A 12324-nucleotide genomic window follows, 5' to 3' on the forward strand; every position below is an offset into this window, starting at 1 on the left:
CGGAAGACCCAATCTTCCGGGAGGCTTTCAGCTGCAAAGGCGGATCTATCGGGAAGGAAAAGCGACCATTCCCCGCCAAACCATGTCAAAGGCTTTTTCAAGCCTGGCGCGGGTTTCCGGCAAGCGGAAGCTCTCGCCGCGCACCACCAGCTGGTAGTACGCGGCTCCTGCCAAGGTGTCGAAACAGGATTCGATATCCAGGTCGCTGCGCAGTATCCCGCTTTCCATCCCCGCTCGCAGCGCATCTTCAATTGGCACCCTGCGCACCTTCACGTGCGATTGCCAATAAGCGCGCTGGAGCTCGCGGTCAGCCATCACCAGGCGGATGCGCTGCCTGAATCGGGATTCCGAGTACATCTCCACTGTCTGTTCCGCTCCGTGGCCAAAGAGCGCCTCGAAGATGTTCCTTCGCAAATCCCCGTCGCCGGAAATGGCCGGCGGCACGACTCGTCCGGTGTTCAGTGCCGAAGCTATCAGCAAGGTCAGCGACGGCCACCTGCGATAGAGCGCAGCACGGCTGACTCCGCTGCGCTCCACCAGCTTGGATATCGTGATCTCCTGCTCCGCATCGATCAATTCCAGCGCTGCGTCCAGTACCTTCTGCTCCAGCTCCTCGTGCCGCGGGCGTCCCGGTCGCCGGCGCACCGGAGCCTGCCCAACTGCCGGGGCGCTCACCGTTGCACTGCGCGCTCGGACAGGCGCTGGATGGTGTCCTCGCTCAGCCCAGCGGCGCGCAGCGGAGCCAGCGGATCGCCATGGCGTGCCCGCAACTCTCCGAGCATCATTTCCATGGCCACGTCCATGGGGCCGTCGAACAGCTGCGAGGTGTCGACCTTGGAGAAGTCCATGCCCAGGGCCCGCCACATCTCGCCCATTACCGGCCGGTTGCGCTCCATGATGGCGCGCATGTTCTGCCCGGTCAGCGCGTAGTCCGCCACGATGTCCTCGTCGCTGGCACCCAGCGCGAGCAGCAGCATGGCCGCCAGCACGCCGGTGCGGTCGCGTCCTGCCGCGCAATGGAAGGCCGTGGTCCCCGGCGAATAGGCGATGATGTTCAGCGCGGTGACCAGCTGCGCCGCGGAGTTCTCCACCATGTCCAGGTACATCCGGCCCATGGCCTCATGGGTGAACCCTTCTGCGCCCTTGGGCGTCGACCGCGAGACATCGCTGATCAGCGGAAGGTTGTGATAGGCCACCGGGAACTCGGCCAGCGGTCCTCGCCCGGTGGTTGCGACTTCTGCCGGCGAGCGCAGATCGATAACTGCGGCCAATCCTGAGCCCACCAATTGCTGTGCGACTTCGCGGGTGGCATAGGCGATGTCATCGGTGCGGATGACCAGCTGCGGGCGCAGCGTGCCCCCGGCAATCCGGATTCCGCCCAGGTCCCGCAGGTTGACCGGTGCGCTGAGCTCAAGTTCGATGGCTGGTGCACTCATGTGATTCTCCTTCTTATCAGGGCACTGCCCTGGTCGATGATCGTGACGAGCACGATGATGCAGATGATGATGGCGCTCAGGTGGCCGTAGTCGTACATGCGCATGGCGGTGGTCAGTTCCAGCCCAATGCCGCCGGCACCCACCAGCCCCAGGATGGTTGCGCCGCGCACGTTGCCCTCGAAGAGCAGCAGCGTGTAGGAGACCAGCAGCGGGGCGGCCTGCGGCAGGATGCCGTATTGGATGACCTGCCGCTTGGACGCGCCGACGGCCTGCATGGCGGTCATCGGCCCCTTGTCCACCGACTCCATGGCCTCGGCGAAGATCTTGCCGATGGACCCGAGCGAGCCCAGGGTCATGGCCAAGATGCCGGCGAAAGGCCCCAAGCCCACGGCCGAGACGAACATCAGGGCGAAAACCAGGTCCGGCACGGCGCGGATCACGTTCATGGCCCAGCGCGATGGGTAGTACAGCCATGGAGGAGCGATATTGGAGGCCGCGCCGAAGGCGACCAGCAGCGAGAGCACCACGCCCAGCACGGTTCCGACGATGGCCATTTGCAGGGTTTCTAGCAGCAATTCCAGGATGGTCGAGATCTTCGAGAAGTCCGGCGGAAACAGCCGGGCGAGGAATTCTCCCATGTTCAGTGTTCCCTGGCCGAGCTTCAGGAAATCGAAGCCCACACCGCCCGCGGACCACAGCAGAATCAGCAGGGCAACGGGTATGCCCAGCAGGAAGCGTGCGCGCGGGATGGAGAAGGCACGTTCCAGGCGGGTCCTATCGGAGGCCGGCAGCTCATTGTCCGCCAGCGGAACGGTTCTGGTTTCAGTGGACATCGGTATCACCGTCCTCGTAGATCCCCTCCAGCGACTGGGCATCCAGTTCGCTGCTCTTTCCGGAAAACAGCATCTTGCCCTGGCGCAGCCCCACGATGCGATCGCTGTGGGCTAGCGCGAGCGGCACCACATGCAAGCTGACCAGCACCGGGATGCCGTCTTGCTGCGCGATATCCCGCAGCAGCTGCAGGACCGAATCGGCGAGCTTCGGGTCCAGCGACGCGACCGGCTCATCGGCGAGGATCAGCCGGGGCCTCTGCATCAGCGCCCGGGCGATGGCCACGCGCTGCTGCTGCCCGCCGCTGAGCGAACGGGCCGGTTCCTTTGCCTTGTGCGCAATGCCCACCCGGTCCAGCAGTTCCATGGCATATTTGCGATGAGCGCTGGAGAAGCCTCCCACGAGATTGATGGCCCCGGCCTGGTGCAGGGCACCGGTGAGGACGTTGGACAGCACGCTCAATCGCGGGATCAGGTTGAACTGCTGGAAGACCTGGCCCACCTCGGAACGCAGCTGGCGCAGTTCGCCGCGCTGGAGATTGCGCAGGTCATGGCCGGCCACGCGCACCGTGCCAGCTGTCGCCGGGGCGAAACCGGTCAGGCTTTTCATCAAGGTGGACTTGCCCGACCCCGAGGCACCCAGCAGGGAGACCATCTCGCCCGGGAACAAGTCCAGGTCCACGCCGTCCAGCACGGGCACCGGCATCTTCTTCTCGTAGCAGACTTCCAGCCCGCGCACGGTGGCCAACGGCAGCGCCCGGCGCAGTTCGGCGGTGCTCATCATTTCGGTGGGCTGCGCAGATGCTGCCGTTTTGAGAACGGGACTCATTTCAGGTCCTCGAGCTCAACGCCGGCCACCTCGGCAATTTCGGCGAAGGAGGCATACCGGCTGGGGTCGGGGCCGACCTCGACGTCCAGTCCGATGAATGAGGAGTAGCCGGCCAGGGCTTCCTTGTTCTCTTCGGAGAAGATCTTCGGAAGGGCTTCTTGCAGTGCGGTGCGGGTTTCCTCATCCAGCGACTGGCGGGCCAGCACGCTGCCCATGATTTCCATGGACGGGCTCTGTCCAACCCCGCGCCATTCTCCCTCGGCGAAGGGGAACATCGGTGCGCCCATTTCGGTCAGCACATTAGCGGTGCAGGCCGCGTCCACCTGGCCTTGCTCCAGGGCGGCAAAGCTGCCCTCGTGCCCTCCGGCGAAGATGGCCTCGTAGTCCTTGCCCTGCTCCAGCCCGGCCTGGTGCAGCATGTACACCGGCATGAAGTAGCCGGAGCTCGAAGCCTGGTCCGCGAAGGCGATGGTCTTGCCACGGAAGTCTTCCAGGGTCTTGACCGGCGAGTCTTCAAGCACCACGCACGTGGACACCGGTTCATCGCTGCCCTCCCATGCCAGCAGGGAATCGACTTCACCGGTGTTCAGCGCGAGCGCCGAGGGGAAACCGCTCATGATCCCCATGTCCACATGGTCAGCGCGGATGGCCTCGACCACGCTGAGATAGTCGGGCACGTCGGTGACTTCGACCTCGCGGCCGGTTTCGGCTTCGAGCAGTTCCACGAGCGCTTCATTGGGATTGACCGCGGTCGGGTCATCCGAGACGGGCAGGGTGGCGATCTTGATGGGAGCATCGGCCGCGGTGGCAGAAGCTTGGCAACCAGTGAGGGCCAGGGCGGCGAGGCCGAGCAGGCTCACGGGAACGAGTGCAGGGTAGCGCATGAGGCGGACCTTTCAAATCGGTGCGAGTGCCCTCGATTTCGAGAACACCATTACTCAAACACCGGAAAGTGACAGCGAATTACGAGACTGCCGTACTCGTTAGGAAACTTGGAATGAACGATTGGTAGCCACCCCGCCAGGCAGCACTGCGATCGGCTCAATCCTGCGCCGGGGAACTACTGATGCGCGGCGATGGCTTCGGCCAGCTCGTCGAATCCGAGCCGGCGCGCATTCTCCAGTGCGGTGCGCCCCTGCGGGTCGGTGATCCCCGGATCCGCCCCGGCGGCCAGCAGCAGCCTGGCGACCTCTTGCTGGTTCGGTCCTCCATCGCCAAGCAAGACGGCTTCATGCAGCGCGGTCCATCCCGGATTGTTCACATGGTCAAGCGGAACACCTGCCTCGATGAGCATCTTCACGGTCTCCACATGGCCGTGCTCGCTGGCCGGAATGAGCGCCGTTCCGCCATAGCGGTTCAAGCTCTCCACATCCGCGCCGTGCTCCAGCGTGAGCTCAAGGATCTCGTTGAAGCCTTCGGCCCCGGCATAGAGGAACGCCGAATCCTGGAGCGAATCCTTGGCATTCACATCCCCGCCGGCGGCGATCAGTTCCCGGACCTCATCCGCGTCATTGGCTTTGGCCGCGCGTACCAAGCGCTGGTCCAGTTCCGCCTGCGCTTGGGCGGACAGACCGGATTCCGGCACGGCAGTTTCCGGTGCCACCGAGGCAACAGAGGACGGTGCGACGGAGGCAGGTGCCGGAGTTTGCGTTTCTGATTCGGCCGCTGCGCACCCGGCCAGGACGAACGCCGTGGCAAGGCACAGAATACCCAGGGCCGGGCCGCGTCGCGCGAGCTGCGCCATGTTCGGCATCGCGGTGGCTGCTATTTTCTGGTTTGTGGTCATGGGCACTCCTTGATCGTCTTCTTCCCATCTTGCAGTACCGTTCCCGGTTGCGGAATCGGCCAAGAGGCCATGAAAACCAGCCAGATGGCGGAGCACAAGACCCGCTTCAAGTTCTAGTATGGGGAAACCACCCCTAACCGTTCCCGCGTCGGACTGCACACCGGCTCCCATCTCGACAAAGGCCCCGACATCTCTTCCGCCAACGCTGCTTCCGAACCCATGCTCGCACCCAAAACCAACATCGACGCCCTGGTGCACATCGGCTTTGCCGTGCTCATGCTCATCGCGCTGATTCGCTACGTGCTGCGGCATGACCCGGCAGAGAATCTGTGGATCATGATGCTCGCTGCCGTGGTCTGCGCCCTGTACCTGGTCACCGCCTTCCTGCTGAACCGCGGGCAGGCCCGGACCTCCTGGGTCCTCGTGCTGGTTGCGACAGCTTCGGTGCTGGTGGTGCTCGCTCCGAGCTTTGCCTGGTGTTCCTTCGGGTTGTTCTTCCTTTGCCGCCGGGCGCTGCACGGGCTCATCGGCTACCTGGCCGGCGGGCTGACGGTCGTGGCCGCCGCAGTGAGCTGGTTCCTGTTCAGCGACGGCGCCGATATCGTGATGCTTCTCGGGCCGCTGGCCATTGGCGCGATGCTGACGCTGATCTTCGACCGGATGGAACAGGATGCGGCAGAGCAGCGCCGGCTGAACGAGGAACTTTCCAGCGCGCAGCAGCAGCTCGCGGCGAGCGAGCGCCGGGCCGGGATCACCACCGAGCGTGAACGTGTTGCCCGCGAAATCCATGACACCGTCACCCAGGGCCTGGCCAGCAGCCTCTTGCTCCTGGAGGCAGCCAACCGGAATTGGCCTGCTGCGTCCGCCCGGGACGAGGTCCTGCGGGCCAGCGGAATGCTCAGGCAGAATCTCCTGGAGACCCGGCGCCTGGTCCTTGACCTTGCCTCGCCTGCCGCAGATTCCGGCCCCCTGCCCCAAATGCTGTCCGACGCGGCCTGCGCCTACGTCCCCCATGTCCAGCTGCACGTTATCGGCAGTCCGCGCAAGGTATCCACCGAGACGAGGCACGCCCTGCTCCGGGTGGTGCAAAGCGCCGCGGCCAATGTGAAGCTGCATTCCGGGGCCAAGCAGGCCACCATCACCATCGGCTTTTTCCAGGACACCGTCACGCTGGACATCCACGATAACGGCCGGGGATTCGATCCGGAGGAAATCATGTTTCCCTCCGAGTCCGGCGGTTACGGATTACGCGCCATGCGGCAACGCGTGGAGCAGCTAGGCGGCGTATTCTCGGTGGAAAGCACCCCCGGCATGGGGACCATCGTGGCAGCTCAGATTCCCAGCGAGGAGGAACTTTCATGACCGCAATTACGGTACTGCTGGTCGATGACCACCTGGTGGTCCGCAGCGGGCTCAAGGCGCTGCTCGACACCCAGCCGGATATCGAGGTTATTGCCGAGGCCGGCTCCGGCGAAGCGGCCCTGTCCATGCTCGATAGCCTCGCCCCGGAGGTGGTTGTCATGGATTTGGCGATGGGCACGGGAATGGACGGCATCGAGGCAATCAAGGAGATCCACCAGCGCAATCCCAAGCAGGCGGTCCTGGTTTTCACCACCTACGACTCGGATGCGGATATCGTCCGGGCGGTGGACGCCGGTGCCATGGGCTATCTGCTCAAGGACGCCGCGCCAGAGGAGATCTTCAGCGCGGTGCGCGGGGCATCGCGCGGCCAGAGCATCATGAGCGCACCGGTGGCCTCCAAGCTCTTCCGGCGGCTGCGCAATCCCGATGAGGCTTTGACGCCCCGGGAAGCGGAACTGCTCAGCTTGCTCGTCGAGGGGCTGGGGAACAAGGAACTGAGCCAGCGGCTGTTCATTTCCGAGGCGACGGTCAAAACCCATCTGGCCCACATCTACGCCAAGCTGGGCGTGGAGACGCGGGTCGAAGCGATCACCACGGCCATCCGCCGGGAGGGCATGCGCTAGGTTCCCGGCCTCAGGGATCTCATCTGGCAGGCAAGCAAGCCCAGCTTGATGGCCGATGCCTCGCGTGGTTCGAAAAGTCAGAATTGATTTACCACGGTGCTTCACCAGGCAACCGCGGATATCAACTTCTTTGAATCGAGGCTGGAACCATGAACAAACGCATCAACTCCCCCAAGCTGCTTGCCGCGCTGGGCAGCGCAACCCTGGCGATCGGCCTGCTGGCCGGTTGCACCGCAGGAACCGGTGCTGGCCAGTCCGGCACGGGCAACACCGCCGAAACCCAGGAGAACGCGTCGCCGGCCAGCGATCCCATGACCCCCTCAGACGTCTTGTCTTCCACCGCTTGGGAAACCACCGGTGCGCAAGACGCCGAAGGCGAGCCAGTGGAGCTCAGCGACAAGGACGTCAGCAACTTCGTGGGCAACGCCTACTTCCACGGCGATGGCACCTTCAGCATGTACACCCTGGATGGCGCGCCGAAGATGCAGGGTGATTGGACGGTCTCCGCGGATGGCAAGACCCGCACCATCATCGCCAAGGATGGTTCCGGGGCCGTCCAGTTCACCCGCGATTCGGACATCGTGAAGCTGACTGGCGACGAATTCACCTACCGGGTCTTCCCCGATCCGGAAAAGACCGACGTCTACTTCGACATCATCCACACTCCGACCGGCACCCCTGAACCAGCAACCTCCTGAGCGGCTTATCAAGCAGCCCATCAGCCCGCCACTGCCAGGAGCCCTCCGGAAATGGCGGGCCTGTGGAGGGCTGGCCCTACCAGTTGCAGAAAGCCATGGCATGGTGCTGTCTTTGCCTGAAGCGCGGCACCGCCGAATTCCGCCAGGCAGTCTTCTGCCAGTGGCTGCTCCATGAATATCCGGCAAGCAAGCGTGTTGAATTCAGACCTCGCTGTCATGCCGGCGTGGCCCGGAAACGACCGAATTTGGTGTCCTTCATGGCCTTTGGCTCTGCGGGTACAAGGATTCTTGGCAGTGCCCTGCCCAAGAGCTAGTTCAGTTCAAGGATCCGGGTCATGTAGATGCTGTTGGGGTCCTCCTGATAGGAGCCGAAGGGCTGGCACTGCTTGAAGCCGTGCTTCCGGTACAGCGAGCGTGCAGGTGCGAAGAACTCCATAGCTCCCGTTTCAAGGGATATGCGCGATAGCTTGCGCTGCGAGGCATCCTCCAGAGCATGGAGCAGCAACCGGGAAGCGACGCCTTGCCCGCGGAAGTCCGGGTCCGTCCGCATGCTCTTGAGCTCCTCGTGGCCCGGCTCCAATACCGCCAACGCACAGGTGCCCACTATGCGATGGTCCTTCTGCGCTGTCCAGAGCCGGACGGTTGGCTGGCGTAGCGCAGCCGAGTCCAAGGCATGCTGGGACTCCAGCGGCGACTGCGGCGCCATGTCAGCAAGGTGGGCTTCGAGGAAGGCTCGCAGGGAGGGATCCTCGAAGTCTGCAGGTTCAATGGACAACGTCATGAGCGACAAGATATCAGCAGTTTGTATCGGAGATGTTACACGCAGCTAGTTGCCCTTTCTCCACCAGCGCTCACAAATGCTCGGGCCCGGCTTCTTCTGTGTGGCCTCCCGCTTCTCCGGTTGACCCCTCATGCGGATACAGGTCCGCACCGGTGCGGTCCTCCAATGTCAGCGTCGCGATCAGCGAAGCGCCCACCCAGATGAACAGGTAGGTGGAGACCGCCACGGTGGTATCGAACTTGCCCACCAGCGCGGCGGCAATGGTCGGGGCGAACGCGCCACCGATCACCGAGCCCAGGGCGTAGCTGATCGAAGAACCGCTCAGGCGGATACGGGCCGGGAACAGCTCGGCATACAGCGCCGGCAACGGGCCGTAGGAGAATCCCATGAAAGCGCCGAAGACCACCAGGGACACGGTGACCCAGGCCAGGTTTCGTGTCTCGATGAGCAGGAACAGCGGGAAGAGCCAGGCCAGCAGCAGCACCCAGCCGATGATGAACATCTTCTTGCGGCCAATGCGGTCCGAGACCACTCCGCCGATCCAGGTGGAGATCAGCCAGGCCAGCGAGCCGATGGTGATGATGTTCAGGATGTCGCCAGCCTGCAGTTCCAGCTTGTTCGTTGCATAGCCCAGGATGAAGCCGCCGGTGAGCATGTACCCGGCAGTGTTGTTGCCCATGAATACCAGCGTCGCCTGGATGACTTTCTTGGGGTGCTTGCTGAACAGCGTGGACAGCGGGGCCGACTCGGTCTGCTTGGTCCGGGCCATTTCCTCGAAGACCGGGGATTCCTCCACGCGCTGGCGGATGTAGTAGCCGATGAGGATCAGGACGAAGCTGAGCAGGAACGGGATGCGCCAGCCCCAGGCCATGAACTGCTCCGGGGAGAGAACGGCGGCGATAATGGCGCTGACCGCGGAGGCCAGCAGCATTCCGGCCGGGACGCCGAGCTGAGGGAAGGCCCCGAATTTGCCGCGGGCATGATCCGGCGCGTGCTCCACTGCCATCAATGCCGCACCGCCCCACTCGCCGCCGGCGGAGAAGCCCTGGACGATGCGCAGGAAGATCAGGAGAATCGGAGCCCAGATGCCGATGCTCGCATAGGTGGGCAGCAAGCCCACCAATGTGGTGCCGACGCCCATCAGGACCAGGGTGATGATCAGCACCGCTCGGCGGCCGTACTTGTCGCCCACCCGGCCCATCACGATGGCGCCCAACGGGCGGAAGAGGAAGCTGATGCCGACGGTGGCGAAAGCGATGATGGATCCCAGTGACGCTTCGGCGGGAGTGAAGAATTGAGGGGCCAGGACCAGGGCCGCCGCATTGGCGTAGATGAAGTAGTCGTACCATTCCACGGTGGTGCCCACCATGGTCGCTCCCGCGACGCGTTTCTGCTCCTTGGTCATGCGCCCAGGTACTGCAGCTGGAGTGCTCATGATTCCCCCTCGTTGTTGCGAGTATGCAGGAATCACTTTCCTCCGCCCCAGCACCCCCGTGCTGGCCGTTCATGCAGGATCGACTCCTTGCCTTGATAGTAGGCCTCTGCCGAACCCGCTACAAGCGGTATTTCTCCTTGCGCGCCGCTCCCCTGGTTGTTCGCTTTGCTCCTGCGAAAACCTGTCAGGCTTGTGCGAACAGCTTGGCGGCATCAGCCACGACCTGCTTCGCCCCGCCCAGGTTCCAGCTCTCGAGTTGGCGCGTGGCACCATTGCCGAGATTCGCGAGCGAGTCCAGGTAATCAGCCACGAACTGTTCATCGCCATTGCGCTGCAATTGACGGCCCGCGTAATCGAGCACCCGCTGGATCATGGCCTTGGCAGGCACGGGAGTCCTGGCTTCGCTATCGAAATAGGTGCCTTCCACTCCCGACTTCGCCGCTTGCCACAGGCCCAGGTCGAGAACCTCGGACGCTGCCGTGGTGGCAGGGCTGTCCGTTTCCGAAGCGGTATCCACAATGGCCCGGATGAGCAGAGCCAGGGCCACCGATTCGCCGGCTGCCATCTGCGTGTCCGCCGCGCGGACTTCAATGGTCGGATGGTTCACCGACAAGCGGGCGAACCAGCCGATATGCCCCGGATCAAGCAACGCCCCGGAGGTGATCATGTCCTCAATGCGCTGCTGGTATTCCTGCGCTGTCGCAAAAGCCGGCGGGATGCCTGCCGCAGACCATCTGCGGTAGTGCACCGTCCGCCACGAGGCGAAGCCGGTTGGCTCCCCGTTCCAGATGGGAGAGTTCGCGCCAATTCCCGCAATCAGCGGCAGCCAGCCGCGCAAGGCATTCAGCGCCCGGACTCCGGCGGCGGCATCAGGGACATGCACATGGATGTGCAGTCCGTTGATGAAATGCTCTCGGGCGATCCCCGGGACGAACTCGTGGATGGTTGCGTAGCGCTGGCCCTTGGTGAACTCCGTAGTGCTCGGAAGCCCCAGCGCCGTTCCCGACGCAAAGGGAAGCACCTGGTGTTCGCGGCAGATCCGCTCAATGGCGGCGCGCCGCCGCACCAGCGCTTCCACGGCTTCTTGCGCGGAGGTGCAGATTCCGGTGACGATTTCCAGCTGGCTGGCCAGAAGTTCGCGGTGGACCGTGGTGCCCTGCAGTTCGAGGCCAAGCAGCTGGGCGCTGAGCTCATCGGCCATCGGCACCGGGGCGGCAGTTTCCGGATCCACGAGGAAGAACTCCTCTTCGATCCCAAAGGTCCTGGTCATGGATGCTGGTTCGCCTTCCCTGGGCAGCAATACGAACTGAACATTAGACGGCAGCTGGCCCCGACGGCCGTTCCCCGGCAGGAAACCCAGCGATTTTCCAGCTTCGCAGCAGTTGCGGACGCGGCTGTCCGCAGCCACCCGTTCATCTTCCTCGCCCTACGCCCGCTAGCTGCCCCGGGCACCTGCTGATCGCTTTTCACAGCTGCTACTGAGCTTGCGGCCATGCAAGCACAAGCCCCGGCGCAAGGGCTTGCAAAGTGTGCCACGCTCTAATCACCGCGGCTCGGCAAAGCACCGCAAGAAGCCAAGCTGGGGGCCGTCACGCCCACTTGGAGGCGCAGCTTCAGCCGGCCGGCCACTGGCCAGCCGGACTGGAATTACTGGATTGATCCGAAGTCGAACGCAGCAGGAGGACAGACCCATGATCAGCACAGAACAGCTTCAGGAACTCAGCGCAATTGGCGGCACCGTCATTGGCCCCGACGGCCAGAAGATCGGCAAATTCGGCCAGATTTTCCTTGACGACCGCAGCGGGCAGCCGGAATGGGCGACCGTCCGCACGGGCCTCTTCGGCCTCTCCGAGAGCTTCGTTCCGCTCAGCCAGGCAACCGTCGCCGGCGATACGCTCTCGGTGCCCTATGACAAGCAGACCGTCAAGGACGCCCCGAACATCGATCCGGAGGGCCAGCTCACCCCAGAGCAGGAGCAGGAGCTCTACCACTACTACAGCCTGTCCTACCAGGAAGCTGACCAGGCTGCCGTGCAGCCCGGCGTCCCGGAGACTGATACCCGCGCCGAGTATTCGCGGGAAGACGAACGTGATCCGGGGGACGGCACTTCCCAGGCCTCTGCCATCCGTTCCGAGGAGCGGCTGCATGTGGGAACCGAAAGCGTGGAAACCGGCAAGGTACGCCTGCGCAAGCACGTGGTCACCGAGGATGTGGCCACCACGGTGCCGGTGAGCCATGAGGAAGTGCGGCTTGAGCGCGAGCCCATCACGGATGCCGAAGCCACCGGCACCAGCGGAGAACTGGCTGAAGACGAGCAGGAGGTGACCTTGCACGAGGAGCGTCCCGTCGTAGAAAAGACTGTTGAGCCAGTTGAGCGGGTCAGCCTGGAAAAGGAAACAGTCATCGAGGAAGAGCGCCTCGAAGCGCAGTTGCGCAAGGAACAGGTGCAAGCCGAGGGCTGGGAAGGCGGCCGGCAAACCCGCTAGCGCCGGCGCGCTGGCTTTGCACAGGAGCCGAACCTGCACGCAGCGGGATCGGGGGGGG

At 63.8% G+C, this 12324-nt stretch carries 13 protein-coding genes; 4 read left to right on the forward strand and 9 right to left on the reverse strand.

What is annotated here, in order from left to right; translation table 11 throughout:
• Positions 1 to 45: 45 nt before the first annotated feature.
• The 6 genes from ACNPN0_RS14345 to ACNPN0_RS14370 form a co-directional block, all read right to left on the reverse strand.
• Complete coding sequence (locus ACNPN0_RS14345; protein WP_448937945.1) at positions 46 to 675, reverse strand: TetR/AcrR family transcriptional regulator C-terminal ligand-binding domain-containing protein; 630 nt, start codon at positions 673 to 675, stop codon at positions 46 to 48.
• Positions 672 to 1436, reverse strand: a complete 765-nt coding sequence (locus ACNPN0_RS14350) for a tyrosine-protein phosphatase (protein ID WP_448937944.1) — start codon at positions 1434 to 1436, stop codon at positions 672 to 674. Before ACNPN0_RS14350 ends, ACNPN0_RS14345 begins: the two co-directional genes overlap by 4 nt.
• Complete coding sequence (phnE, locus tag ACNPN0_RS14355) at positions 1433 to 2269, reverse strand: phosphonate ABC transporter, permease protein PhnE (RefSeq protein ID WP_448937943.1); 837 nt, start codon at positions 2267 to 2269, stop codon at positions 1433 to 1435. The genes ACNPN0_RS14350 and phnE overlap by 4 nt, the downstream gene beginning before the upstream one ends.
• On the reverse strand, positions 2259 to 3095 hold the full coding sequence (gene phnC, locus ACNPN0_RS14360) for a phosphonate ABC transporter ATP-binding protein (protein ID WP_448937942.1): 837 nt from the start codon (positions 3093 to 3095) through the stop codon (positions 2259 to 2261). Before phnC ends, phnE begins: the two co-directional genes overlap by 11 nt.
• Complete coding sequence (gene phnD, locus ACNPN0_RS14365) at positions 3092 to 3979, reverse strand: phosphate/phosphite/phosphonate ABC transporter substrate-binding protein (RefSeq protein ID WP_448937941.1); 888 nt, start codon at positions 3977 to 3979, stop codon at positions 3092 to 3094. The genes phnC and phnD overlap by 4 nt, the downstream gene beginning before the upstream one ends.
• 176 nt (positions 3980 to 4155) lie before the next feature.
• Positions 4156 to 4839: an ankyrin repeat domain-containing protein gene (locus tag ACNPN0_RS14370; protein WP_448938007.1), complete on the reverse strand. Its 684-nt coding sequence runs from the start codon at positions 4837 to 4839 to the stop codon at positions 4156 to 4158.
• A 261-nt stretch (positions 4840 to 5100) separates the two neighbouring features.
• On the opposite strand from ACNPN0_RS14370, the gene ACNPN0_RS14375 reads away from it, so the two are divergent.
• The 3 genes from ACNPN0_RS14375 to ACNPN0_RS14385 all read left to right on the forward strand — a co-directional run bounded on the left by ACNPN0_RS14375 (position 5101) and on the right by ACNPN0_RS14385 (position 7564).
• On the forward strand, positions 5101 to 6243 hold the full coding sequence (locus ACNPN0_RS14375) for a sensor histidine kinase (RefSeq protein ID WP_448937940.1): 1143 nt from the start codon (positions 5101 to 5103) through the stop codon (positions 6241 to 6243).
• Positions 6240 to 6866 carry a response regulator gene (locus ACNPN0_RS14380; protein WP_448937939.1) on the forward strand — a complete coding sequence of 209 codons (627 nt, stop codon included), beginning with the start codon at positions 6240 to 6242 and terminating at the stop codon, positions 6864 to 6866. The genes ACNPN0_RS14375 and ACNPN0_RS14380 overlap by 4 nt, the downstream gene beginning before the upstream one ends.
• A gap of 149 nt (positions 6867 to 7015) precedes the next feature.
• Positions 7016 to 7564 (forward strand): DUF4822 domain-containing protein, encoded by a 549-nt coding sequence (locus tag ACNPN0_RS14385; RefSeq protein WP_448937938.1) that lies wholly within the window; start codon positions 7016 to 7018, stop codon positions 7562 to 7564.
• Between the two features lie 310 nt (positions 7565 to 7874).
• Here the strand turns inward: ACNPN0_RS14385 and ACNPN0_RS14390 are convergent, their stop codons facing one another.
• The 3 genes from ACNPN0_RS14390 to ACNPN0_RS14400 all read right to left on the reverse strand — a co-directional run bounded on the left by ACNPN0_RS14390 (position 7875) and on the right by ACNPN0_RS14400 (position 11050).
• Positions 7875 to 8345, reverse strand: coding sequence for a GNAT family N-acetyltransferase (locus ACNPN0_RS14390; protein ID WP_448937937.1), 471 nt, complete (start codon positions 8343 to 8345; stop codon positions 7875 to 7877).
• A 70-nt stretch (positions 8346 to 8415) separates the two neighbouring features.
• Positions 8416 to 9780, reverse strand: coding sequence for an MFS transporter (locus tag ACNPN0_RS14395; protein ID WP_448937936.1), 1365 nt, complete (start codon positions 9778 to 9780; stop codon positions 8416 to 8418).
• Between the two features lie 184 nt (positions 9781 to 9964).
• The gene (locus ACNPN0_RS14400; RefSeq protein WP_448937935.1) at positions 9965 to 11050 is read right to left on the reverse strand and encodes a carboxylate-amine ligase; all 1086 of its coding nucleotides are present in this window, start codon (positions 11048 to 11050) and stop codon (positions 9965 to 9967) included.
• A gap of 421 nt (positions 11051 to 11471) precedes the next feature.
• Between ACNPN0_RS14400 and ACNPN0_RS14405 the strand changes: the two genes are divergently transcribed.
• Entirely contained in the window at positions 11472 to 12266 is a 795-nt protein-coding gene (locus tag ACNPN0_RS14405) for a YsnF/AvaK domain-containing protein (RefSeq protein ID WP_448937934.1), read from the forward strand.
• The last annotated feature ends 58 nt before the right edge of the window (positions 12267 to 12324 follow it).

The sequence above is a fragment of the Glutamicibacter sp. AGC84 genome, assembly GCF_053543575.1.